37 protein-coding genes are annotated in these 23,847 nt (G+C 45.3%); 35 read left to right on the top strand and 2 right to left on the bottom strand.

The window, feature by feature from the left end:
* Positions 1-6 precede the first annotated feature (6 nt).
* From rpsL to CLV93_RS00610, 35 genes are all read left to right on the top strand, one after another.
* On the top strand, positions 7-381 hold the full coding sequence (gene rpsL, locus CLV93_RS00780) for a 30S ribosomal protein S12 (RefSeq protein ID WP_106540266.1): 375 nt from the start codon (positions 7-9) through the stop codon (positions 379-381).
* A gap of 142 nt (positions 382-523) precedes the next feature.
* Entirely contained in the window at positions 524-1,000 is a 477-nt protein-coding gene (gene rpsG, locus CLV93_RS00775) for a 30S ribosomal protein S7 (protein WP_106540265.1), read from the top strand.
* A 98-nt stretch (positions 1,001-1,098) separates the two neighbouring features.
* Entirely contained in the window at positions 1,099-3,165 is a 2,067-nt protein-coding gene (fusA, locus tag CLV93_RS00770; RefSeq protein WP_425529587.1) for an elongation factor G, read from the top strand.
* 26 nt (positions 3,166-3,191) lie between these two features.
* Positions 3,192-3,497: a 30S ribosomal protein S10 gene (gene rpsJ, locus CLV93_RS00765; RefSeq protein ID WP_025863432.1), complete on the top strand. Its 306-nt coding sequence runs from the start codon at positions 3,192-3,194 to the stop codon at positions 3,495-3,497.
* A 23-nt stretch (positions 3,498-3,520) separates the two neighbouring features.
* A complete protein-coding gene (rplC, locus tag CLV93_RS00760; RefSeq protein ID WP_106540263.1) occupies positions 3,521-4,138 on the top strand; it encodes a 50S ribosomal protein L3 in 618 nt (205 codons plus the stop codon).
* Positions 4,138-4,767, top strand: a complete 630-nt coding sequence (gene rplD, locus CLV93_RS00755) for a 50S ribosomal protein L4 (RefSeq protein ID WP_106540262.1) — start codon at positions 4,138-4,140, stop codon at positions 4,765-4,767. The genes rplC and rplD overlap by 1 nt, the downstream gene beginning before the upstream one ends.
* Positions 4,768-4,775: 8 nt before the next feature.
* Entirely contained in the window at positions 4,776-5,072 is a 297-nt protein-coding gene (rplW, locus tag CLV93_RS00750) for a 50S ribosomal protein L23 (RefSeq protein ID WP_371864360.1), read from the top strand.
* 8 nt (positions 5,073-5,080) lie between these two features.
* Positions 5,081-5,905 (top strand): 50S ribosomal protein L2, encoded by an 825-nt coding sequence (rplB, locus tag CLV93_RS00745; protein WP_106540261.1) that lies wholly within the window; start codon positions 5,081-5,083, stop codon positions 5,903-5,905.
* Positions 5,906-5,914: 9 nt separating this feature from the next.
* The gene (gene rpsS, locus CLV93_RS00740) at positions 5,915-6,184 is read left to right on the top strand and encodes a 30S ribosomal protein S19 (RefSeq protein ID WP_106540260.1); all 270 of its coding nucleotides are present in this window, start codon (positions 5,915-5,917) and stop codon (positions 6,182-6,184) included.
* Between the two features lie 44 nt (positions 6,185-6,228).
* Positions 6,229-6,645, top strand: coding sequence for a 50S ribosomal protein L22 (rplV, locus tag CLV93_RS00735; RefSeq protein WP_106540259.1), 417 nt, complete (start codon positions 6,229-6,231; stop codon positions 6,643-6,645).
* A gap of 6 nt (positions 6,646-6,651) precedes the next feature.
* Positions 6,652-7,365, top strand: coding sequence for a 30S ribosomal protein S3 (gene rpsC, locus CLV93_RS00730; RefSeq protein ID WP_106540258.1), 714 nt, complete (start codon positions 6,652-6,654; stop codon positions 7,363-7,365).
* A gap of 34 nt (positions 7,366-7,399) precedes the next feature.
* Positions 7,400-7,834: a 50S ribosomal protein L16 gene (rplP, locus tag CLV93_RS00725; RefSeq protein ID WP_106540257.1), complete on the top strand. Its 435-nt coding sequence runs from the start codon at positions 7,400-7,402 to the stop codon at positions 7,832-7,834.
* A complete protein-coding gene (rpmC, locus tag CLV93_RS00720; RefSeq protein WP_025863441.1) occupies positions 7,834-8,031 on the top strand; it encodes a 50S ribosomal protein L29 in 198 nt (65 codons plus the stop codon). Before rplP ends, rpmC begins: the two co-directional genes overlap by 1 nt.
* Before the next feature lie 8 nt (positions 8,032-8,039).
* On the top strand, positions 8,040-8,297 hold the full coding sequence (gene rpsQ, locus CLV93_RS00715) for a 30S ribosomal protein S17 (protein WP_027585463.1): 258 nt from the start codon (positions 8,040-8,042) through the stop codon (positions 8,295-8,297).
* A gap of 2 nt (positions 8,298-8,299) precedes the next feature.
* Complete coding sequence (rplN, locus tag CLV93_RS00710) at positions 8,300-8,665, top strand: 50S ribosomal protein L14 (protein ID WP_106540256.1); 366 nt, start codon at positions 8,300-8,302, stop codon at positions 8,663-8,665.
* Positions 8,666-8,679: 14 nt separating this feature from the next.
* Positions 8,680-9,003 carry a 50S ribosomal protein L24 gene (gene rplX / locus CLV93_RS00705; RefSeq protein ID WP_106540255.1) on the top strand — a complete coding sequence of 108 codons (324 nt, stop codon included), beginning with the start codon at positions 8,680-8,682 and terminating at the stop codon, positions 9,001-9,003.
* Positions 9,003-9,560: a 50S ribosomal protein L5 gene (rplE, locus tag CLV93_RS00700; protein ID WP_106540254.1), complete on the top strand. Its 558-nt coding sequence runs from the start codon at positions 9,003-9,005 to the stop codon at positions 9,558-9,560. The genes rplX and rplE overlap by 1 nt, the downstream gene beginning before the upstream one ends.
* A 5-nt stretch (positions 9,561-9,565) precedes the next feature.
* On the top strand, positions 9,566-9,835 hold the full coding sequence (rpsN, locus tag CLV93_RS00695) for a 30S ribosomal protein S14 (protein WP_106540253.1): 270 nt from the start codon (positions 9,566-9,568) through the stop codon (positions 9,833-9,835).
* Positions 9,836-9,855: 20 nt separating this feature from the next.
* A complete protein-coding gene (rpsH, locus tag CLV93_RS00690; RefSeq protein ID WP_106540252.1) occupies positions 9,856-10,254 on the top strand; it encodes a 30S ribosomal protein S8 in 399 nt (132 codons plus the stop codon).
* A 16-nt stretch (positions 10,255-10,270) separates the two neighbouring features.
* Positions 10,271-10,828 (top strand): 50S ribosomal protein L6, encoded by a 558-nt coding sequence (gene rplF, locus CLV93_RS00685; protein WP_106540251.1) that lies wholly within the window; start codon positions 10,271-10,273, stop codon positions 10,826-10,828.
* 15 nt (positions 10,829-10,843) lie between these two features.
* The gene (gene rplR / locus CLV93_RS00680; protein WP_106540250.1) at positions 10,844-11,200 is read left to right on the top strand and encodes a 50S ribosomal protein L18; all 357 of its coding nucleotides are present in this window, start codon (positions 10,844-10,846) and stop codon (positions 11,198-11,200) included.
* 5 nt (positions 11,201-11,205) lie between these two features.
* Positions 11,206-11,721 (top strand): 30S ribosomal protein S5, encoded by a 516-nt coding sequence (rpsE, locus tag CLV93_RS00675; protein WP_106540249.1) that lies wholly within the window; start codon positions 11,206-11,208, stop codon positions 11,719-11,721.
* A gap of 17 nt (positions 11,722-11,738) precedes the next feature.
* Positions 11,739-11,918 (top strand): 50S ribosomal protein L30, encoded by a 180-nt coding sequence (rpmD, locus tag CLV93_RS00670; protein WP_106540248.1) that lies wholly within the window; start codon positions 11,739-11,741, stop codon positions 11,916-11,918.
* Positions 11,919-11,941: 23 nt separating this feature from the next.
* The gene (gene rplO / locus CLV93_RS00665) at positions 11,942-12,388 is read left to right on the top strand and encodes a 50S ribosomal protein L15 (protein WP_106540247.1); all 447 of its coding nucleotides are present in this window, start codon (positions 11,942-11,944) and stop codon (positions 12,386-12,388) included.
* A gap of 5 nt (positions 12,389-12,393) precedes the next feature.
* Positions 12,394-13,737: a preprotein translocase subunit SecY gene (gene secY, locus CLV93_RS00660; protein WP_106540246.1), complete on the top strand. Its 1,344-nt coding sequence runs from the start codon at positions 12,394-12,396 to the stop codon at positions 13,735-13,737.
* Positions 13,738-13,748: 11 nt separating this feature from the next.
* Positions 13,749-14,552 (top strand): type I methionyl aminopeptidase, encoded by an 804-nt coding sequence (gene map, locus CLV93_RS00655; protein WP_106540245.1) that lies wholly within the window; start codon positions 13,749-13,751, stop codon positions 14,550-14,552.
* Entirely contained in the window at positions 14,531-14,752 is a 222-nt protein-coding gene (gene infA / locus CLV93_RS00650; RefSeq protein ID WP_027585466.1) for a translation initiation factor IF-1, read from the top strand. The genes map and infA overlap by 22 nt, the downstream gene beginning before the upstream one ends.
* Before the next feature lie 11 nt (positions 14,753-14,763).
* Positions 14,764-14,880, top strand: a complete 117-nt coding sequence (gene ykgO / locus CLV93_RS00645; RefSeq protein ID WP_081782363.1) for a type B 50S ribosomal protein L36 — start codon at positions 14,764-14,766, stop codon at positions 14,878-14,880.
* A gap of 39 nt (positions 14,881-14,919) precedes the next feature.
* A complete protein-coding gene (gene rpsM, locus CLV93_RS00640) occupies positions 14,920-15,297 on the top strand; it encodes a 30S ribosomal protein S13 (protein ID WP_106540244.1) in 378 nt (125 codons plus the stop codon).
* A gap of 12 nt (positions 15,298-15,309) precedes the next feature.
* Positions 15,310-15,699, top strand: a complete 390-nt coding sequence (gene rpsK, locus CLV93_RS00635; RefSeq protein ID WP_106540243.1) for a 30S ribosomal protein S11 — start codon at positions 15,310-15,312, stop codon at positions 15,697-15,699.
* A gap of 27 nt (positions 15,700-15,726) precedes the next feature.
* Positions 15,727-16,335, top strand: coding sequence for a 30S ribosomal protein S4 (gene rpsD, locus CLV93_RS00630; RefSeq protein WP_106540242.1), 609 nt, complete (start codon positions 15,727-15,729; stop codon positions 16,333-16,335).
* A 17-nt stretch (positions 16,336-16,352) separates the two neighbouring features.
* Entirely contained in the window at positions 16,353-17,345 is a 993-nt protein-coding gene (locus CLV93_RS00625; RefSeq protein WP_106540241.1) for a DNA-directed RNA polymerase subunit alpha, read from the top strand.
* A 6-nt stretch (positions 17,346-17,351) separates the two neighbouring features.
* Positions 17,352-17,966 (top strand): 50S ribosomal protein L17, encoded by a 615-nt coding sequence (rplQ, locus tag CLV93_RS20625; RefSeq protein ID WP_106540240.1) that lies wholly within the window; start codon positions 17,352-17,354, stop codon positions 17,964-17,966.
* A gap of 208 nt (positions 17,967-18,174) precedes the next feature.
* A complete protein-coding gene (locus tag CLV93_RS00615) occupies positions 18,175-19,488 on the top strand; it encodes a citrate (Si)-synthase (protein ID WP_106540239.1) in 1,314 nt (437 codons plus the stop codon).
* Between the two features lie 72 nt (positions 19,489-19,560).
* Positions 19,561-21,486, top strand: a complete 1,926-nt coding sequence (locus CLV93_RS00610) for a menaquinone biosynthesis decarboxylase (protein WP_106540238.1) — start codon at positions 19,561-19,563, stop codon at positions 21,484-21,486.
* A 15-nt stretch (positions 21,487-21,501) separates the two neighbouring features.
* On the opposite strand, the gene mnmA is transcribed toward CLV93_RS00610, so the two are convergent.
* Together mnmA and amrS are read right to left on the bottom strand one after the other, a co-directional pair.
* Positions 21,502-22,683, bottom strand: coding sequence for a tRNA 2-thiouridine(34) synthase MnmA (gene mnmA / locus CLV93_RS00605; RefSeq protein ID WP_106540237.1), 1,182 nt, complete (start codon positions 22,681-22,683; stop codon positions 21,502-21,504).
* Between the two features lie 79 nt (positions 22,684-22,762).
* Complete coding sequence (gene amrS, locus CLV93_RS00600) at positions 22,763-23,770, bottom strand: AmmeMemoRadiSam system radical SAM enzyme (RefSeq protein ID WP_170108828.1); 1,008 nt, start codon at positions 23,768-23,770, stop codon at positions 22,763-22,765.
* Between the last annotated feature and the right edge of the window lie 77 nt (positions 23,771-23,847).

Here is a 23,847-nt window from a genome sequence, read left to right as displayed (position 1 = left end):
ACTTTTATGCCTACTATTCAACAGTTAGTACGTAAAGGGAGAAAGCAGATTAACGAGAAGAGTAAGTCTCCCGCGCTGGACGCTTGTCCGCAACGTCGTGGCGTTTGTGTGCGTGTGTACACGACTACGCCGAAGAAGCCGAACTCAGCAATGCGTAAAGTTGCCAGGGTAAGGTTAACCAATGGTAAAGAAGTAAACGCTTACATTCCGGGTGAAGGACACAACCTGCAGGAGCACTCTATCGTGCTGGTGCGTGGTGGTCGTGTAAAAGACCTTCCTGGTGTACGTTACCACTTGATTCGTGGTGCGCTCGATACAGCCGGAGTAGAAGGTCGTACGCAGCGTCGTTCGAAATACGGTGCTAAACGTCCGAAGAAATAAGCGATTTATTGCAGTTAATGAAATTAGTACAATTTAGTTATTTGTGTAGTGGTTTAGTTGAGTAAGGGTCTGTGCATGCAGGCTATCAAACTGAAGACTGAACAACAGCTGATTCGAATAACACTTAACAAGAGTAACTAAAATGAGGAAGTCAAAACCAAAGAAGAGGATTCTGTTGCCAGATCCGAAATTCAATGACACACTGGTAACCCGGTTTGTAAATGACTTGATGCGTGATGGTAAGAAAACCACTGCATTCAAAATTTTCTACGATGCCCTGGCGATAGTAGATGAGCGGATGAAAGACAACGAACTTTCGTCTCTCGATATTTTCAAAAAAGCCCTTCAGAACATTACACCTCAGGTAGAGGTAAAAAGTAGGCGAGTAGGAGGGGCAACCTTCCAGGTGCCGATGGAAATCCGTGGCGAACGTAAGACCGCGATTTCAATCCGTAACCTGATTCTTTTCGCACGCAAACGCTCAGGTAAATCGATGGCAGAGAAATTATCTGCTGAAATCATGGCAGCATTTAACGAAGAAGGTGGAGCTTTCAAAAGGAAAGAAGATACCCACCGTATGGCAGAAGCGAACCGTGCATTTGCACACTTCCGTTTCTAATCGTATCGTGTTGTTAGGTTATTAGTAAAAGGATTCACGAATAGAGTATAATTATTCACATGGCAAGGGATTTAAAAAATACAAGAAATATAGGCATCATGGCCCACATTGATGCCGGCAAAACCACTGCCACCGAAAGGATTTTGTTCTATACCGGTCGTACTCACCGAATTGGTGAGGTTCACGACGGTGCAGCTACAATGGACTGGATGGAGCAGGAACAGGAGCGTGGTATTACCATTACTTCGGCTGCAACATTTACTGAGTGGAAGTATAATGATATTATTCATCAGATTAACATTATCGATACTCCCGGACACGTTGACTTCACAGTAGAGGTTGAGCGCTCGCTGCGTGTACTCGATGGTGCTATTGCAACTTTCTGCGCCGTTGGTGGTGTAGAAGCCCAGTCGGAAACTGTATGGCGTCAGGCTGTAAAATACGGTGTTCCGCGTATGGGATTTGTTAACAAGATGGACCGTTCGGGAGCCGACTTCTTCAAAGTAGTTGGTGAGGTGAAAGAAAAACTGGGTGCAAATCCGGTTCCGCTTCAGATTCCGATTGGTTCCGAAGAAACATTCAAAGGTGTTGTTGACCTGATTTCGATGAAAGCCATTGTATGGCACGACGAAACCATGGGTGCAGCATACGATATTGAAGAGATTCCGGCTGACCTGGTTGACCAGGCAAACGAATATCGTGAGAAGCTGGTTGAAGCAGTTGCCGAGCAGGACGAGGAGCTGATGGAAAAATTCTTCGAAGATCCGGACAGTATTTCTGTTGAGGAGATGAAGGGTGTTATCCGTAAAGCGACTATTGCTGGCGATATCGTTCCGATGCTTTGTGGTTCAGCTTTTAAAAACAAAGGTATTCAGACGTTGCTGAACGCTGTTTGTGCTTACCTGCCCAGTCCAATCGATGTTGGTGCTGTAAAAGGTTACAAGCCGGGTACTGAAGAAGTGATTATGCGTGAGCCGAAAGCTGATGAGCCGCTGACCGCACTTGCATTTAAAATCGCTACCGACCCGTACGTAGGTCGTCTTTGCTTTATCCGTGTATATTCAGGAACGCTGGATGCCGGTTCGTATGTAATGAACACCCGTACCGGTAAAAAAGAGCGTATCTCTCGTCTGTATCAGATGCACTCCAATAAGCAGCAACCGCGTGACGCCGTTGAGGCCGGAGATATTTGTGCAGCCGTTGGTTTCAAAGATATCCGCACCGGAGATACCCTGTGTGCTGTTGATAAGCCTATTCAGCTTGAGTCTATCACCTTCCCGGAACCGGTTATTGGTGTGGCTGTTGAGCCGAAGACTCAGAAGGATTTGGACAAACTGTCTAACGGTTTGGCTAAGCTGGCTGAAGAAGACCCGACTTTCGTTGTACAAACTGACGAAGACAGCGGACAGACAGTTATTCGCGGTATGGGTGAGCTTCACCTGGAAATTATCGTCGATCGTCTGAAACGCGAATTCAAGGTTGAGTGTAACCAGGGAGCACCTCAGGTTGCCTACAAGGAAGCGATTACCGAAACTGTTGAGTTGCGTGAGACCTACAAGAAGCAGACTGGTGGTCGTGGTAAATTTGCGGACGTTATTGTTAAAGTTGGCCCGGTTGATGAAGGTCACTCAGGTCTGCAGTTCGAGAACGCAGTAAAAGGTGGAAACATTCCGAAGGAATTTATCCCGTCTGTTGAGAAGGGTTTCAAAGATGCTATGGTGAACGGTCCGTTGGCTGGTTTCCCGGTAGAGAATTTGAAAGTTACCTTGCTCGATGGTTCGTTCCACCCGGTCGACTCCGACCAGTTGTCGTTTGAGGTTGCCGGTCGCCAGGCATTCAAAAATGCTGCTTCGAAAGCGAAACCAGTATTGCTTGAGCCGATTATGAAGGTAGAGGTTGTTACACCGGACGAATATATGGGTGACATTGTTTCCGATATGAACCGTCGTCGTGGTCAGGTTGAGAGCATGGACTCTAAACTGGGTGCCCGCGTGGTGAAAGCATCTGTTCCGCTTTCAGAACAATTCGGATACGTTACCGTACTCCGTACTTTGTCTTCTGGTCGCGCAACTTCTTCGATGGAATTCTCGCATTACGCTGAGGTTCCGAAGAACATCGCACTTGAGGTTCTGGAAAATGTTAAAGGAAGAACTGATCTGTTATAATATAATTGCTGTAATACGTTCTTATCATGAGTCAAAAAATTCGGATAAAGCTGAAATCTTACGATCATAACTTGGTCGACAAATCAGCAGAAAAGATCGTAAAAACAGTGAAGACTACCGGTGCAGTAGTGAGCGGTCCTATACCGCTTCCTACTCATCGTCGCGTTTTTACTGTATTGCGGTCAACCTTCGTAAATAAAAAATCGAGGGAGCAGTTTGAATTGTCGTCGTACAAGCGATTGATCGACATTTACAGTTCAACTGCGAAAACAATCGATGCCCTGATGAAGCTCGAGCTTCCCAGCGGTGTTGAGGTTGAAATTAAAGTTTGATAAACTGCTTAAAGTAAGTAGAAATGCCAGGATTAATTGGAAAGAAAATCGGAATGACTTCCGTATTCAGTGTTGAGGGGAAAAATATCCCATGCACTGTGATTGAGGCTGGTCCCTGTGTCGTTACCCAGGTTAAAACCGTCGATACTGATGGTTACGAAGCAATTCAGCTGGGTTTTCAGGACAAAAAGGAAAAGCACAGCACAAAAGCTGAACTTGGCCACTATAAAAAGGCCGGTACCAGTCCTAAACGCAAAGTAGTCGAATTCAATGGATTCGATGAAGAACTCAAGCTTGGCGATACCGTAACTGTTGACATTATCCAGGAAGAAAGCTGGGTCGATATTCAGGGTATCTCAAAAGGTAAAGGTTTTCAAGGGGTAGTTAAGCGTCATGGTTTTGGCGGTGTTGGACAATCCACACACGGTCAGCATAACCGTCTGCGTGCACCGGGTTCTATCGGAGCTGCTTCTTATCCTGCTCGTGTATTTAAAGGTCTGCGTATGGCCGGACGCGATGGAGGTAAGACAGTAACAGTAGAGAACCTGAAAGTGCTGAAGGTTATCCCAGAGAAAAATCTCTTGATTGTTAAAGGTTCCGTACCCGGAGCCAAAGGTTCATACTTAATCATTGCACAGTAATGGAAATTGCAATCTTAAATACAGCAGGAAAAGAAACCGGAAGAAGCATAGAGTTGGTTGATTCTATCTATGCTGTTGAACCTAGCGATCACGCCATTTACCTTGATGTAAAACAGTACCTGGCCAATCAGCGTCAGGGTACCCACAAGTCGAAGGAACGTGGTGAGATTACCGGTTCGACCCGTAAATTAAAGCGTCAGAAAGGTACTGGTACAGCCCGTGCGGGTAGTATCAAGTCGCCTATTTTCCGTGGTGGAGGTCGTGCATTTGGACCGCAACCGCGCAACTATGGTTTCAAGCTGAACAAAAAGCTGAAAGCATTAGCCCGAAAATCGGCTCTGACCTATAAAGCCAAAAGCAACGATATCGTGGTAATGGAAGACTTCAATTTCGAAGCGCCAAAAACCAAGGAGTTTGTTGCTATTCAGAACAATCTGGCGGTGGCTGATAAAAAGTCGCTGATTGTTTTATCTGAAGCAAATAAAAACATATATTTGTCATCCAGAAATTTACAGAATGCCGAAGTTGTAACCGCTTCTGAATTAAGTACATATAAAATTATGCATGCTAAGAAAGTGGTTTTAGTGGAGAGTTCTGTGAAGGCAATGGAGGAAATGTTTAAGATTTAACGCTAAAAATGATGGTTGATATTCTGATTCGCCCCATTGTAACCGAAAAACTGACAGACCAGGCGGAAACGTTAAACCGCTTCGGTTTTGTTGTTGATCGCAGGGCAAATAAACAGCAGATTAAAAAGGCTGTAGAAGATCTCTATGGCGTTAAGGTTGCCTCCTTAAATACCATGGTCTATCCAGGTAAAGCCAAATCACGCTATACTAAAAGTGGTGTTCTGACTGGTAAGACCAACTCGTATAAAAAGGCAATCGTTACTTTGGTAGAAGGTGACACTATTGATTTTTACAGCAATATCTAAATTAAGAGATGGCAGTTAGAAAATTAAAACCTGTAACACCGGGTCAAAGGCACAAAATCATTGGTGCCTTTGATACCGTTACGACAGACACACCTGAGAAATCATTGTTGAAGCCCATTAAAAAAACCGGTGGGCGTAATAACACCGGTAAGATGACAATGAGGTATATAGGTGGCGGGCATAAGCGGAAGTACCGTGTTATCGACTTTAAGCGCGATAAGGATGGTATTCCCGCTAAAGTGCAATCTGTACAGTACGATCCGAATCGTACCGCACGTATTGCTCTTTTGGTTTACGCTGATGGAGAAAAACGTTACATCCTCGCCCCGAACGGTCTTCGTGAAGGCCAATCCGTTATTTCGGGAGAAAACGTTGCTCCGGAAGTTGGAAACTCCCTTCCGTTAGCCAATATACCTTTGGGTACCATCGTTCACAACATTGAGTTGCATCCCGGACAAGGCGGCGTCATGGCTCGTTCGGCTGGTTCGTATGCGCAGCTTACTTCTCGTGAAGGAAGGTACGTGATTGTCAAATTACCTTCAGGCGAATCCCGTATGGTTCTTACTGCTTGCCGTGCAACGGTAGGTACAGTTGGAAACACCGATCATGCGCTTGAAAGATCAGGTAAAGCCGGTCGAAGCCGCTGGCTTGGTCGTCGTCCGCGAGTTCGCGGAGTAGCTATGAACCCAGTCGATCACCCAATGGGTGGTGGAGAAGGACGCTCTTCGGGTGGACACCCAAGATCGCGTAAAGGCGTTCTGGCTAAGGGTTATAAAACCCGCGCTAAGAAGAAGGCTTCGAATAAGTACATTGTTGAACGTAGGAAAAAGTAATCATCGATTATGAGCCGTTCGCTTAAAAAAGGCCCTTTTATCGACTTTAAATTGGAAAAAAAGGTTCTCACCATGAATGAAGGTGGGAAGAAGTCGGTAATCAAAACGTGGGCCAGACATTCCATGATTTCACCTGATTTTGTAGGCCATACCATCGCTGTTCACAACGGAAACAAGTTTATCCCTGTTTATGTAACTGAGAACATGGTTGGTCACAAATTGGGAGAATTTGCACCTACACGTACCTTCCGGGGTCATGGTGGAAACAAAAAGAAATAAGCCATACCCGCGGTAATGTTAAAATGTAGTAAAAAGTACTAACGATGGGTTCTAGAAAAAGAAAGAGCGCTGAATTGCTCAAAGAAGCAAAAAAACAACAATATCAGGCCGTTCTGCGCAACTGTCCCACTTCGCCGCGTAAAATGCGTCTTGTCGCTGATATGATCCGCGGCATGGAGGTGAATCAAGCTCTGGACGTCCTGAAGTTCTCGTCAAAGGAAGCCTCTCGCGCAGTTGAAAAGCTTTTGCTTTCAGCTATTGCGAACTGGCAATCCAAAAACGAAGGCGTAAGGATTGAGGAAAGTGATCTTTACGTGTCAGAGGTGTTCGTTGATTCGGCACGTATTCTGAAACGTCTGCGCCCGGCACCCCAGGGTCGTGCACACCGTATTCGGAAACGTTCGAACCATGTAACCATCCGTCTGGCCAGTAAGAATGTTGTTGAAGAAATTTCTAAATAATAATACATGGGACAAAAAGTAAATCCGATATCTAATAGGCTTGGAATCATCAAAGGATGGGATTCCAACTGGTTCGGAGGTGACAATTATGGTGATAAACTGGTCGAAGACCACAAGCTGCGGGAATATCTTTCTGCACGTTTGGCTAAAGCTAGTATCTCGAAGATTATCATCGAGCGTACGCTGAAGCTTATCACTATCACCATCCATACCTCAAGGCCCGGTATTATTATTGGTAAAGGTGGTCAGGAAGTCGACAAGTTGAAAGAGGAGTTGAAGAAGATCACCAAGAAAGAAGTTCAGATCAACATCTTCGAGATTAAACGTCCTGAACTCGACGCTCGCATCGTCGCTAATAATATCGCACGCCAGGTAGAAGGCAAAATTGCCTACCGCCGCGCCGTAAAAATGGCCATTGCTTCCGCTATGCGAATGGGAGCAGAGGGTATTAAAGTGCAGGTTTCCGGTCGTTTGAACGGAGCTGAAATGGCTCGTTCAGAAATGTATAAAGATGGCCGTACCCCGTTGCACACCCTTCGTGCCGACATTGACTACGCCCTTGGAGAAGCCCTGACCAAAACCGGTTTAATCGGTGTAAAGGTTTGGATCTGCAAAGGAGAAATCTATGGTAAACGCGACCTGTCGCCCAATGTAGGTTCACAAAAAGGACCTGGACGTGGAGGCAAGCAAGGTGGCGGAGCCAAGAAGCGTAGGAAATAATTTAGTCTGTTAACCATCGAGAAAGTTAGAAAAGATGTTACAGCCAAAAAAAGTAAAGTTCAGAAGAGTACAAAAGGGACGGATGAAGGGGAATGCCCAACGTGGCAATCAACTGGCATTCGGAACCTTTGGTATTAAATCCCTGGAAACAACATGGATTACCGGCCGCCAGATTGAGGCAGCCAGGGTAGCGGTAACCCGCCACATGCAACGTCAGGGACAGATTTGGATCCGAATATTTCCAGATAAACCGATTACCAAGAAGCCTGCAGAGGTACGTATGGGTAAAGGTAAAGGAGCTCCTGAAGCATTTGTCGCACCCGTTACTCCAGGAAGAATCCTGATTGAAGTTGACGGCGTTCCGTTCGAACTGGCGAAGGAGGCATTACGTTTGGCAGCGCAGAAGTTGCCCGTAACGACCAAATTTGTTGTTCGACGCGATTTTGTAGAATCTTCAATTAATGAGTAATGAAAACTTCTGAAATCAGAGAGTTAACCACAGCGGAAATCGTTGAGAAGATCGATAACGCGAATGAAGAGCTGGTTCGGATGAAAATGAATCATGCCGTGAGCCCGCTTGATAATCCGTTGAGAATTCGCCATACCCGCAGAGATATTGCTCGTTTGCAAACGGAACTGCGGAAACGTCAACTTGAAGAAAAATAATTAAGACAATGGAAACAAGAAATCTTCGGAAAGAGCGTATCGGCGTTGTCGTTAGCAATAAGATGGATAAAACCATTGTCGTTGCAGAAAAGCGTAAGGTTAAACATCCTATGTACGGGAAGTTTGTGAATAAAACCAGCAAATTTTATGCACACGACGAAGCTAATACCTGCAACATTGGCGATACCGTAAAAATTATGGAAACCCGTCCTCTGTCGAAAAACAAGGGATGGAGACTAGTTGAAATTTTAGAAAGAGCTAAGTAACCATGATACAGCAAGAAACACGTTGTACAGTTGCCGATAACAGCGGAGCAAAGGAAGCTTTGGTCATTCGCGTTTTAGGCGGTACCCGCAAGCGTTATGCCTCTTTGGGTGACAAAGTGGTGGTAACGGTTAAGAACGCTCTTCCTGGCAGCGACTTGAAAAAAGGGACTGTTTCGAAGGCTGTTGTTGTTCGTACGCGGAAAGAAGTGCGCCGTCAGGATGGTTCATACATTCGCTTCGACGACAATGCAGTGGTGTTGCTTAATGCAACCGGCGAAATGCGTGGAACCCGTATTTTCGGTCCCGTCGCCCGTGAACTGCGTGACAGCCATATGAAAATTGTCTCTTTGGCACCTGAAGTACTTTAAAAAGATTCAGAACAATGCAGAAAAAGTTACATATCAAAAAAGGGGATAGCGTAGTGGTTATATCCGGCAACTCAAAAGGGCAGCAAGGAAAAGTGCTCGAGGTAATCCGGGAAAAAGACCGCGCCATCGTCGAGGGAGTCAATCTGGTGTCAAAGCACACCAAACCCAATGCAGAAAATCCACAGGGAGGCATCTTGAAACAAGAAGCTCCGGTGCACATTTCCAACTTAATGTTGGTTGATCCTGCAAGCGGTAAGCGGACTCGCATTGGCCGTCGCCTGAACGACAAAGGAAAATTAGTACGTTATTCGAAAAAATCAGGAGAGGAGATTAAGTAATGGATTACGTACCTACACTAAAAAACAAGTACCGAGATGAGATTATTCCTGCGTTACAAAAGGAGTTTGGTTATAACTCCATCATGCAGGTTCCGAAACTCGAGAAAATTATTATCAACCAGGGAGTTGGTGCCGCTATCGCCGATAAGAAGCTTATCGAGATTGCAGTAGAAGAGTTGACTGCAATTACTGGTCAGAAAGCCGTTACCACTACTTCACGGAAAGATATCTCGAACTTCAAGTTGCGTAAAAAAATGCCGATTGGAGTTCGCGTAACACTTCGTCGTGAAAGAATGTATGAATTTCTCGATCGTCTGATTAGCGTTGCTCTGCCGCGTATTCGCGACTTCAAAGGAGTTAACGACAAATTCGACGGACGTGGAAACTATACACTTGGAGTTACCGAACAGATTATTTTTCCCGAAATCGTTCTCGATAAAGTGACGAAAATTAACGGGTATAATATTACGTTCGTAACCTCGGCTGACACCGATGAAGAGGGATATGCATTGCTTCGCGCATTTGGTATTCCGTTTAAAAACGCTAAAAAGAATTAAAGGATATGGCTAAGGAATCAATGAAAGCACGCGAAGTAAAACGTGCGAAACTCGTTGAAAGATATGCCGAAAAAAGGGCACGCCTGAAAGAAGAAGGTGATTATATTGCACTGAGCAAACTGCCGCGTAACTCATCACGCGTACGTATGCACAACCGTTGCAAACTCACTGGTCGTCCGAAAGGGTACATGCGTCAGTTCGGCATCTCCAGGATTCAGTTCCGTGAAATGGCTTCGGCCGGCCTGATTCCCGGAGTAAAAAAAGCAAGTTGGTAATCATTTAAATTATTGCAAAGATGACTGATCCGATTGCAGATTATCTGACTCGACTGAGAAATGCCCTTAAGGCAAAACATAAAGTAGTAGAGATTCCTGCATCAAACCTGAAAATCGAAATGACCAAAATCCTGAAGGAGAAAGGTTACATTTTGAATTACAAAATTGATGAAGAGAAAAACTACCAGGGAAGCATTAAAATCGCTCTCAAGTACCATCCGGTAGACGGTACACCAGCGATCAAAACGCTGAAACGTATCTCCAAACCCGGACTTCGCCGTTACTGTAACACCGATTCAATTCCGCGTGTACTGAACGGTCTGGGTGTAGCCATTCTTTCCACATCGAAAGGGGTTATCACCGATAAAGAAGCAACGGACCTGAAAGTAGGTGGAGAGATTTTGTGCTACGTTTATTAATAAAGGAGGAATTACAATGTCAAGGATAGGAAAACTGCCCATTGAAGTCCCTGCCGGAGTGACCGTAAACGTAAGCGACGAAAATATCGTTACCGTAAAAGGTCCCCAGGGAGAACTCTCCCAAAAGGTCGATCCCGAAATGGAGGTTTCTGTAGAAGGAAACACCATTGAGGTGAAGCGTCCTACTGAGCAGAAGCGTCATAAAGCGATGCACGGTTTGTACCGTTCATTAATTAACAACATGGTTGAAGGCGTTTCCAAGGGTTATGAAATTAAATTGGAATTGGTTGGTGTTGGTTACCGTGCCGAGAACAAAGGACAGATTCTTGATCTGGTTCTGGGATATTCTCACCATACCTACATTCAGCTTCCTGACGAAGTGAAGGTAGAAGCCGTGACCGACAAGCGAAGCAATCCAATCGTAACACTTAAGAGTGCTGACAAACAGCTCATCGGCCAGGTTGCTGCTAAAATTCGTTCCTTCCGTATGCCTGAACCTTACAAAGGAAAAGGTATCAAGTTTGTTGGAGAGCAGCTGCGTCGTAAAGCTGGAAAATCGGCCAATGTTAAATAATTTGACTTTTGAGTTATGGCTCTTACAAAGCAAGAAAGAAGAGATAGAATTCGTAAAAGAATCAGGACTAAAATTTCTGGTTCTGCCGAGGCTCCTCGCATGAGTATATATCGCAGCAATAAGCAGATTTACGTGCAGCTGATCGATGATGTAGCGGGTAATACCTTGGTTGCCGTATCTTCACTGAATAAAGAAATCGCCTCTGAAAAGGGTACGAAAATCGAGATTGCAGCAAAAGTTGGGAAACTGGCTGCTGAAAAAGCAGTAGCTGCAGGCATCAGTACCGTTAAATTCGATAGAGGGGGATATTTGTATCACGGACGTGTAAAAGCAGTTGCAGAAGCTGCTCGCGAAGGAGGTCTTAAATTCTAAGCATTATGGCAAAGAACATTAAAAAAGTAAAAACCAGCGATCTCGACCTTAAAGACCGGTTAGTAGCAATTAACCGTGTCACCAAAGTCACCAAAGGTGGTAGAACATTCAGCTTTTCAGCTATCGTCGTTGTTGGCAACGAAGACGGAATTGTAGGCTGGGGTCTTGGTAAAGCCAGTGAAGTAACCACCGCCATCGCGAAAGGTGTTGATGCAGCAAAGAAAAATCTCGTTAAGGTTCCGGTTATTAACGGAACCATTCCACACGAGCAAATCGCCAAGTATGGTGGTGCACGAATTTTCCTGAAACCGGCATCTTCGGGTACCGGAGTAAAAGCAGGGGGTGCTATGCGCGCCGTACTGGAGAGTGTTGGAGTACACGACATCCTGGCTAAGTCCAAAGGATCGTCTAACCCACACAACCTGGTGAAAGCAACGTTTAATGCATTGCTCGAAATGCGCGATGCATACACAGTTGCTGAACATCGTGGCGTAACCCTCGATAAAGTGTTTAACGGTTAAGAAAGACACCTAGAGAAATGGCAAAAATTCGAATTACACAGGTGAAAAGCGGAATCGGTGCTTCAAAGGTTCAGAAGAAAACCCTGGTGGCCCTGGGACTGAGAAAACTCAACCAGACCATCGAGCATGAGGCTACCCCGCAAATTCAGGGAATGGTTAACAAACTGAAACACCTTGTTAAGGTTGAAGAAGTTTAACGACAAAAAACTTTTTTTCAGATATGGAATTGCATAACATACAGCCTGCAAAAGGTTCCACCAAAAGCGAAAAGAGGATTGGCCGTGGTCAGGGCTCCGGTAAAGGAGGTACATCAACCCGTGGTCACAAAGGTGCCAAATCCCGTTCCGGTTACTCACGTAAAATCGGATTCCAGGGTGGACAGATGCCTTTGCAGCGCCTTGTGCCTAAGTTCGGTTTCAAGAATGTGAACCGGGTTGAATACAAAGCTATCAACCTGAGTGTTTTGCAGAAATTAGCCGACGATAAAGGCCTGGAAGCAATCGACGTTGACACGCTCATCGCCGCAGGATTTATCTCTAAAAACGATAAGGTGAAAATTCTTGGAAACGGTGAATTGAGTAAAAAACTCAACGTAAAAGCCCATGCTTTCTCAAAGAGCGCTAAAGAGGCAATCGAAAAATTAGAAGGAACTACTGAAATACTCTGAACCTAATGAAAAAGTTATTCGAGACCCTTAAGAACATCTACAAAATTGAGGATCTAAGATCCCGGTTGACTGTTACCTTTCTGTTTCTGTTGGTTTACCGACTCGGTTCATACGTCTCGTTGCCGGGGATTGACCCCGCGCAGCTCGGTGCACTGAAGGCGCAATCATCAGAAGGACTGTTAGGATTGTTGAACATGTTTTCCGGGGGGGCATTCTCCAATGCATCGGTATTCGCATTGGGAATTATGCCTTACATTAGTGCTTCAATTGTAGTGCAGCTTTTGGGTATCGCAGTTCCTTATTTTCAGAAGTTGCAGAAGGAAGGAGAATCCGGACGTAATAAAATTAATCAGATTACCCGCTATTTAACAGTGGGTATTCTGTTGTTTCAAGCTCCGGCTTACCTGACTAACCTGCACTACCAGCTTCCCGAGACAGCTTTCGCTATCAAAGGGGCTGCATTTACTGTTGCCTCGACGGTGATTCTGACAGCCGGTTCCATGTTTATCATGTGGCTGGGTGAACGAATTACCGATAAGGGAATTGGTAATGGTATTTCGCTGATTATCATGATTGGTATTATTGCCCGTCTGCCTTTCGCACTCTTCGCCGAGTTTGTTAGCCGGTTAGAAGAGCAGGGAGGAGGACTGGTGATGTTCCTGGTCGAATTTGTATTGTTGTTCCTGGTATTTATGGTTACTATCCTGTTGGTACAGGGTACCCGGAAAGTACCGGTGCAGTATGCAAAACGGATTGTAGGTAACCGTCAGTACGGCGGTGTTCGTCAGTACATTCCCCTGAAGGTGAATGCTGCTGGTGTAATGCCTATCATCTTTGCCCAGGCGATCATGTTCGTACCGATGAGTATTGCCGGATTTTCCGGTTCGGAATCAATGAGTGGCTTCGTGTCTGCATTCTCGAACTACACCGGATTCTGGTATAACTTTACCCAGTTCATGCTGGTAATCATATTCACCTATTTCTACACCGCTATTACCATTAATCCGGTCCAAATGGCTGAGGACATGAAAAAGAATGGCGGGTTTATTCCGGGAGTAAAACCGGGTAAACGCACGGCTGAATATTTGGATACCATCATGTCAAGAATTACACTGCCGGGTTCCATCTTTTTGGGACTGGTAACGATTCTGCCTGCATTTGCAATGATGATGGGAGTGAACTCCCAGTTTGCGCACTTCTATGGCGGTACATCACTGTTGATTCTTGTAGGAGTTATTCTGGATACCTTACAGCAGATTGAAAGTCACCTGCTCATGCGTCACTACGATGGCCTGTTGAAAGGTGGTCGTATCAAGGGACGTACCGGTGGCGGTCCTTCTGTAATATAAGGCGGAGGAGAATGATTTACTTCAAAACCAATGAAGAAATCGACCTCATTCGTGAAAGCTGCTTACTTGTAAGTCGCACATTAGCTGAAATAGCACTATATATTCAACCCGGTATCACAACGAATGAGTTGGACCGGATAGCTGAAACGTTCATTCGAAATAATAACGGAAAGTCTGGTTTTCTGGGGTATCAGGGATATCCCAATACCCTTTGCACTTCTGTGAACAACACGGTAGTGCACGGTATTCCGTCCGGATATAAAATAAAGGACGGCGATATTGTTTCCATAGATTGTGGTGTACTCTTAAACGGCTGGTACGGTGATTCATGTTATACCTTTATGGTCGGAAATGTTCCGGAACGTGAAACAACCTTATGCCGGGCAACTTATCGTTCGCTCGAGGACGCCATAACCGCGGCAATTGAAGGAAACCGGCTCGGAGATATAGGACATGCTGTCCAGCGTCATGCCGAACTACATGACTTCACCATAGTGAAAGATTTGGTTGGGCATGGCATTGGGCGGAATCTTCACGAGGAACCAGCGGTTGCCAATCACGGCAAGCCGGGGCGTGGAGTGAAGCTCAGGCGCGGGATGGTGTTGGCTGTAGAACCGATGCTGAATTCGGGTAAGCCCGGAGTCGTAACCGAAGACGATGGCTGGACCGTTAGAACAGTAGATGGAGAATCGTCAGCTCACTATGAACATACCATTGTGGTACGGGATGGGAAAGCTGAAAAACTTTCAACTTTTAACTTTATAGAAGAAGCAATTAAAAAAAACAACTTTTTATGGCAAAACAGCCTTCTATAGAACAAGATGGAACCATTATTGAAGCATTGTCAAACGCGATGTTTAGGGTAGAATTACAAAATGGTCACGTAATCACGGCTCACATTTCGGGCAAGATGCGGATGCACTATATTAAGATTTTACCTGGTGACAAAGTAAAAGTTGAGATGTCTCCATACGACCTTACTAAGGGAAGGATCACTTTCAGATATAAAAATTAAAGCGCAGAAAAATGAAAGTAAGAGTATCTATCAAAAAACGTAGTGCCGATTGCAAAATCGTTCGGCGTAAAGGTCGTCTCTACGTTATTAACAAAAAAAACCCGAAGTTCAAGCAACGTCAGGGATAATGTATTAATTTTGTAAGGATTTTTTAATTCGTTAATAATATGGCTCGTATAGTTGGTGTAGATATACCGAACAATAAAAGAGGTGAAATTGCCCTGACCTATATCTTTGGTATCGGTCGCAGCCGTGCACAGCAGATTCTCGAGCAGGCTGGAGTTGACAAAGAAGTCAAGGTAAAGGACTGGGACGATAGCCAGTTCGCTGCTATTCGCAAAGTGATCAATGAAAAATATAAAGTTGAAGGTGAACTGCGCTCCGAATATCAGCTGAACATTAAACGACTGATGGATATCGGTTGCTATCGTGGCATTCGCCACCGTATTGGCCTTCCGGTACGTGGTCAGAGCACCAAAAACAACGCCAGAACCCGTAAAGGAAAAAGAAAAACGGTTGCTAACAAGAAGAAAGCTACTAAATAATTTTAAGTAGATATGGCAAAGAAGTCTGGAAGTTCGAAAAAAAGAGTAGTAAACGTAGAGGCTGTAGGACAGGCTCACGTACACTCTTCTTTCAATAACATCATCATTTCGATGACCAATAATAACGGAGAGGTTATTAGCTGGTCTTCGGCTGGAAAGAAAGGATTCCGCGGATCAAAGAAAAATACACCTTATGCAGCACAGACTGCATCGGAAGAGTGCGCAAAAACTGCTTATGATCTTGGATTACGGAAGGTAAAGGTATACGTTAAGGGACCGGGTAACGGACGCGAATCAGCTATTCGTGCTATCGCGAACGTAGGTATCCAGGTTACCGAGATTGTTGACGTTACTCCGCTGCCACACAATGGTTGCCGGCCTCCGAAACGTCGTCGTGTCTAATTTTTGATGATTTAAAAGAAGAAAATAATGGCAAGATATAGAGGACCACAAACTAAGATCGCAAGAAAATTTGGCGAACCCATTTTTGGGCCAGATAAAGCATTTGAGCACAAGAATTATCCTCCGGGTATGCACGGTAACAACCGTCGTCGCCGGAAGGTGTCCGAATACGGAACCCAGCTTAAAGAAAAACAAAAAGTTAAGTATACTTACGGTGTCCTTGAGAAACAGTTCCGCAACCTTTTCAAGAAGGCGGCGTCACATAAAGGAGTTACCGGTACCGTATTACTTCAGCTTCTCGAGAGTCGTCTCGATAACGTAGTATTTCGTTTAGGAATTGCTCCCACTCGTGCAGCTGCACGTCAGTTGGTAGGCCACAAACACATCGTGGTGAACAACAATGTGGTAAATATCCCGTCGTACAGTGTACGTCCGGGTGATGTTATCGGTGTTCGCGAAAAATCGAAATCGCTTGAAGTAGTTACCGATTCATTGTCTTCGCAACGTCATAACAAATATCCCTGGATTGAGTGGGATGGGGAAGCTAAGACTGGTAAGTTCCTGAATGTTCCCGAACGGGAAGAGATTCCTGAAAATATCAAGGAGCAGCTTATCGTAGAGTTGTATTCGAAATAAAAATTAATTTAAGGTTTATGGCAATTTTAGCTTTCCAGAAGCCCGATAAAGTGATAATGGTTGAATCCGATGACAAATTCGGCAAGTTCGAATTTCGTCCGTTGGAACCTGGTTATGGTATTACCATCGGTAACGCATTGCGGAGGATTCTGTTATCATCTTTGGAAGGATACGCTATTACCACAATCAAAATCGAAGGGGTAGAGCACGAATTTTCTACCATTCCGGGAGTCATCGAGGATGTAACTGAGATGATTCTGAACCTGAAGCAAATCAGGTTTAAAAAGGAAGTTGAAGACTTCGAGACGGAAAAGGTAACGGTTACCCTGTTCGGCCAGGAGCAATTCAAGGCTGGTGATATTAACAATTTCATCACTGGTTTCCGCGTGTTGAATCCCGAGTTGGTTATTTGCAATATGGAGCCAGAAGTAAAGCTTCAGATTGAACTGACCATCGAAAAGGGACGCGGATATGTTCCGAGCGTTGAGAACAAGCCCGTTGAAGAAGAATTCGGTGTGATTCCTATCGATTCCATCTTTACTCCTATCAAGAACGTTAAGTATGCGGTTGAAAACTACCGTGTGGAGCAGAAGACCGACTACGAAAAACTGGTTCTTGATATCAAAACCGATGGTTCAATTCATCCCAAAGATGCACTGAAGGAAGCTGCTAAAATTCTGATTTACCATTTCATGCTGTTCTCTGACGAGAAGATTACCCTCGACTCAGACGAGAAATTTGCGAATGAAGAATTCGATGAAGAAGTACTTCACATGCGTCAGCTCCTGAAGACCAAACTCGTCGATCTGGATCTGTCGGTACGTGCACTCAACTGTTTGAAAGCAGCTGATGTAGATACCCTCGGCGATCTGGTTCAGTACAACCGGAATGATCTGCTCAAGTTCCGCAACTTTGGTAAAAAGTCGCTTACCGAACTTGATGATTTACTTGTTGGTATGAGTCTGAACTTCGGGATGGACATCGGTAAGTATAAATTAGACAAGGAATAATAAACAATGAGACATAATAAAGGATTCAATCATTTAGGCAGGACTAGCTCTCACCGGAAGGCGATGTTGTCTAACATGGCCAACTCCCTGATCCTGCACAAACGAATCAGTACTACTGTTGCTAAGGCTAAGTCGTTGCGTTCGTTCGTTGAGCCTATCATCACGAAGGCGAAAAACGATACGACACACAACCGTCGTATGGCATTCCGTTCATTGCGCAGTAAAACAGCTGTTAATGAGTTGTTCCGCGAAGTTATCGTAAAAGTGGGCGAGCGTCCGGGAGGATATACCCGCATTCTGAAAACCGGTAACCGTTTGGGTGATAACGCTGAGATGTGTATCATCGAGCTGGTGGACTACAACGAAAACATGTTGGCTGCGAAGGAAGAAGCTCCTAAGAAAACTCGTTCGAGAAGGGGTGGTTCGAAAAAGAAAAGCAGTGAAAAGCCCGTCGCAGAGAAACCTGCTGCCAAGGAAGAGACCAAAGCTGCACCGGAAGCTGATACCAAAGAAGAAGCTGTTAAGGCAGACGAGGTATCGGAAGAAAAGGCAGCTGATGAGCCGAAAGCTGAAGATAAATCTGATGCTCAGTCTGACGAAAACGAAGAGAAGGCTGAATAATCAATACAACATTCTACACTCAAAAAAGGGGAGGCATTTTTGCTTCCCCTTTTTTTGTTTTATACGGGTAGATTTATGTTAGAATGCGCGCTAAATCTATCAACCTTTTAACGTTTTTTTTTGTTATGATATTGAATTGACAGGGTTTGAAATATGAGAATATTTAAATAAATTAATTAGATTTGAGAACAACTCAACACCTATTACTATGGACTATATCAAGGAAAAACTCCTGAAGAAGGGGGAGCAGGAGAGACAAATTGTAAAAAAGCTGGTAAAAGAGTACGGTGATCTGCAGCTCGACACCGTTTCGATGGGCCAGGTGCTGACGGGCATGAAAGGCGTTACAAGTTTGCTCACTGTTACTTCGAAGCTGGATCCGGAAAGCGGTATTCGTTTCCGGGGCTATTCGATCCCCGAATTGCAGGAGAAGCTTCCCAAACTAAATCCGGAAGGAGAACCTTTGCCCGAGGGCTTATTTTATTTAATGTTGCTGGATGAGCTGCCGACTGTTGAAGATGTCCAGTATTTGACAAACGAATGGACGAAGCGGAATAAAGTTCCCGGACATGTTTTTGATGTGATCAATGCTTTGCCTCCGACCAGCAAGCCGATGACGCAATTCAGTACGGGTATTATGGCTATGGCCACAGAGTCACTGTTCCAGAAAGCTTATCGCGAAGGCGTCCCGAAAGATGAATACTGGGATACGACCTATGAAGACGTGATGAACCTGATTGCACAGCTTCCGACGATTGCAGCCTATATTTATCGCCGCAACTTCCAGGGAGGTGACATCATCCCGCCAAATCCGAAACTCGATTGGGCTGCCAATTTTGCCCATATGATGGGATACGACAGTGAAGAAGTGTATCGCTTGTTCCGTATGTATTTGTTCCTTCACGCTGACCATGAAGGAGGAAATGTTTCGGCGCACACCACGCACCTGGTATCATCAGCATTGAGTAATCCATTCTATGCGTATGCTGCTGGTATGACCGGATTGGCTGGACCGCTTCATGGGTATGCTAATCAGGAAGTGATTCGCTGGATAAAAGGCATGCTCGAAGAAATTGGCCCATGCGGATGTGCTGACGAAGAAAAAGAGAAAATCGCGAATTATGTGAAAAACTACATCTCGGAAGGAAAAGTAATTCCCGGATTTGGACACGCTGTTCTTCGGGTAACCGATCCTCGTTATGTAGCACAGAAGAAATTCGCTGAGAAATATGTGAAAGATGACCACATGGTTGATGTGGTGAACTGCCTCTACGAAGTAGTGCCTCCGGTATTGCAGTCATTGGGTAAAGTGAAGAATCCATGGCCAAATGTAGATGCCTATTCCGGTTCACTTCTTCAGCATTACGGTATCGATGAATATTTCTTTTATACCGTGATGTTTGGTGTCAGCCGTGCTTTAGGTGTACTGGCACAACTCGTTTGGGACCGTATGTACGGATTACCCATCGAACGTCCGAAATCGCAACCGCTGCAGTGGTTCAAAGACCAGGCGGGAATTTGATAATATTGATTATTCAAACGAAAAGATGGGGGATGGCTAAAATCCCCTATTTTTGTATCAAAATTTTTGAGAATGGCATTTCAGGGAATTCGCGAGTATATCGAGCTTTTAGAGCAAAAGGGAGAGTTAATCAGAATCAGTGAGTTTGTAGATCCGGTATTGGAAATACCCGAGATTGTTGACCGGGTGTCTAAGTCTCCCGGAGGCGGAAAGGCACTGCTGTTTGAAAACACAGGAACTGATTTCCCGGTTTTGATCAACGCTTTTGGTTCGAATGAGCGAATGGCCTTGGCATTGGGTGCCGATAACCTGAATGCTATCGGAGACGAAATCGAAGACCTCTTTAAGAAGCTGGTAAGTCCCAAAGCCGGCTTGATGGAGAAATTGCGAATGCTTCCCATGCTGGGCCAGATTTCTTCATGGATGCCCAAATCCGTAACTGGAAAAGGTAAATGCCAGGAGGTGGTAATGAAAGAGCCGGATATGGGCAAATTGCCTGTACTGACGTGTTGGCCGGCTGACGGTGGTCCGTTTGTGACCTTGCCGTGTGTTGTGACCCGCGATCCGGAAACCGGTGTTCGAAACGTGGGAATGTACCGCATGCAGGTCTTTGGTCCGGAACTGACCGGTATGCATTGGCACAAGCACAAAACAGGGGCGCGTCATTTCAACGAATACAAGAAACGGGGCGAACGCATGCCCATTTCAGTTGTTTTGGGCGGTGATCCTGCTTATACCTATGCTGCCACGGCTCCGCTGCCCGATAACATCGATGAGTACCTGTTAGCGGGCTTTCTAAGGAAGAAAAGGGTCGAACTGGTAAAATGTATTACCAACGGCCTGGAAGTTCCTTCTAACGCCGATTTTGTCATCGAAGGGTATGTCGATCCGGAAGAAGACTTTATCTGGGAAGGTCCGTTTGGTGACCATACAGGTTTTTATTCATTGGCCGATTGGTATCCGAGGTTTCATGTAACGTGTATCACTCATCGTAAAGATGCGGTTTACCCGGCCACTATTGTGGGAATTCCGCCACAGGAAGATGCTTACATTGGTCGGGCAACCGAACGAATTTTCCTGAGCCCGATGAAGCTTACCATGATTCCGGAAATGGAAGACATGGAATTACCTCCGGCCGGTGTGGCACATAACCTGACCATTTCCAAAATTGACAAGACATTTGCCGGGCAGGCAGCCAAAGTAATGAATGCCATGTGGGGCGCCGGTCAGATGATGTTCAACAAAGTGATGATTGTAGCCGATGGGCAAACCGATATTCATAATTATCCCGAAATTGCCCGGCTGGTTTCACAGGTAGTTGATCCGGCGCACGATATTTATTTCACGCAGGGGCCGATGGATGTGCTAGATCATTCATCTTCCAAATTTGCTTACGGCTCCAAAATGGGCCTCGATGCCACCCACAAATACGAAGAGGAGCTATATGCAGAACTGGCAAATTACCAGGTCCCGAAGAGTTCCGAAATTTCTGTGGAAAACATAAAAAAGGAGATTCCGGAAGTACACGATATCAATGCCAACTTGCTTGATGTAGGCATTTCGTTTGTTGTTGTGTCGGTGAAGAAAAATGAACCGGGTTTGGTCAAATCGCTCGGCAAAAAGCTGGCTGCACATGCTGCCTTTAAAGGCGTTAAATTCATTGCCATTGTTGATGAAGAGCTCGACATTCATGATATGAATTCTGTGGGATGGTATGTTACGGGCAATATCGATCCCAAACGCGACTCACAGATTTTTGAAGCCGAAAACGAAGGCGAAGTTTCTCATCTGGTACTTGACGGAACCCGGAAATCCGGCTCATTAGATAATTTCAAACGCGACTGGCCCAATCCGGTGGTCTCTTCCATAGAGACCATCCGGAAAGTAGATGCAATGTGGCCCAAATTAGGTCTGGGTGAACTCATCGAGTCGCCGTCGTTGCGTTACATCCCGATTCAGAAAGGAGACGGAGCTATCGCCGAAGAAAAACAACAATGATTTTCGGAATTGAGCTCAGTAGATGACCCCTGAACCGATTTGCTCGTCACCGGTGTACCAGGCTACAAACTGACCGGCCGTAATGCCGCGTTGTTCCTCTTCGAAAAGGACGTAGAGACCTTCTTCGCGCATGTACATCCGCCCTTTTTCCAGCGGTTGACGATAGCGTATCCGGAAGAGGAAATCTTTTTCTTCTCCGATCGGAATTTCCAAATCGGGCCTGATCCAGTGGATGTCTTCTTTGGGAACAAATAATCCGGGGCGGTACAAGCCGGGATGTGATTTTCCTTCGCCCACGTATATGATATTCCGGTTAATGTCAGTCGCCAACACGAATAGTGGCTCAGTATAGCCGCCAATATTCAGGCCTTTTCGTTGCCCGATGGTATAAAACTGGGCACCGTTATGCTCGCCAATCACTTTTCCGTTCCAGGGTTTGTAAGGAAAAGCATAGCACAGCTTTTTAAAATTGTCCGGCGTTTTTTCTACATCTTTTTTCCGGGCCATAAAATCTGCCGGGATTTCAATCACATTGCCTTTTTTCGGTTCCAGCTTTTGCTGAAGAAAAACAGGTAAGTCCACTTTTCCCACAAAGCAGATTCCCTGAGAATCTTTGCGCTCGGCCGTTATCAATCCCTGTTCACGGGCTATTTCACGCACTTCGGGTTTCATCAAATGTCCTATCGGGAACATCGATTTAGCCAGCTGCTCCTGGTTGAGCTGACACAGGAAATAACTCTGATCTTTGTTTGGATCCGAACCGGCGAGCAAACGATAATACGTTTTTCCGTCTTTCTCCACTTCCGCTTTACGGCAGTAATGTCCGGTAGCTACATAGTCGGCACCGAGCTCCAGCGCTTTCTCCATGAACATGTCGAACTTGATCTCGCGGTTGCAAAGAACATCGGGGTTGGGCGTGTGCCCTTTCCCGTACTCTTCGAACATATAATCAACTACCCGTTTCCGGTAGAAATCCGACAAATCGACTACATGGAAGGGAATATCCAGCTTTTTGGCAATCATTTCCGCAAAGGTGATATCATCTTCCCAGGTACAACTCGATGTAAGGGTTCCGGTGCGTTCTTTCCAGTTAATCATGAACACACCAATCACTTCGTACCCCTGCTGTTTGAGGAGGTATGCGGCAACGCTCGAATCGACGCCGCCCGATAATCCGACTACTACTTTTTCCTTCATGCGTTATAAAATCAGCGCAAAGGTATTCTTTTTAAAAGAATTGAACAACGAATGAAAATGGACCTGCCTGGTGCTTAGCCTAAATGTGATCGAGGATGTGATGGTGACAGTTGGTGCAATTTCCCTTTTTGTCCAGCCCGGAAATTTCGGTGTAGTATCCGGAACGGTCGATAACCCGCTGGTGACATTTACTGCAAAAGGTAGAGCTTCGACGAGTATCTGCCAGGTTTCCCAGGTAGACGTAATTCAAATGTCGAACGGCAATCTCAAACAAATCGAGCAACGTATTGACTGGTGTGGCAGCAATGTTCTGTTTGAATGCCGGGAAATAGCGGGAGAGATGTAGCGGTGTATCTTTGCCGGTTTCACCGGCTATCCAGCGCACCATTTCTTCAAATTCTTGGTAATCGTCATTCATGCCGGGAATCACCAGGTTGGTCAACTCCAGGTGGCTATCGGATTGCGCAATAACGCGGATACTGTTTTTAACCGGCTCGAGTTTTGCATGCGTCATTTTGTGGTAGAAATTCTCCGAAAATGCTTTCAGGTCGACATTGAACGCATCGATGTAGGGTAAGAGCCTCAGAAGGGGTGCCTTATTGATGTAACCATTGGTCACCATCACGGTTTTTAGCCTCGTATTCAGCGCCCTTTTGGCGATTTCGTAAATATATTCGTAAGCAATTCCAGGCTCACTGTAGGTAAAAGCAACCCCTAAATTATACTCGTCATTCAATGCAATTTGCACCAATTCTTCGGTGGTGAATAAATTGAAATTATCAAATTCGTCAGGCGATACCTGTGAGATACGGTAATTCTGGCAAAACGAACATTTCAGGTTACAACCAATGGTGCCAATTGATAAAATTTTGCTTCCGGGATAAAAGTGATAAAGAGGTTTCTTTTCGATGGGATCGGAGCCGTAGGCGGCTACCTTTTCAAAAATTTCGGTATACAAGTCTCCGCCCACGTTTTTCCGTACCCGGCAGGCCCCGCGCTTTCCCTCGTTGATGACACAGTAGTGAGGACACAGTTTACACCGGACAATATTCTGCCCGACCCTATCGTAGTACAATGCATTCTTCATGGGGGATGGTTTTTGCATTTGTCACGCCTTATCAACAATTCAGACTCTCAGGTAGTTCAATGAGGTGCACTGTGGTG

The organism is Prolixibacter denitrificans (genome assembly GCF_003014495.1).
GTDB lineage: Bacteria > Bacteroidota > Bacteroidia > Bacteroidales > Prolixibacteraceae > Prolixibacter > Prolixibacter denitrificans.
Note: the sequence above shows the minus strand (reverse complement) of the source record. Positions and strands in the feature narration are given on the sequence as shown.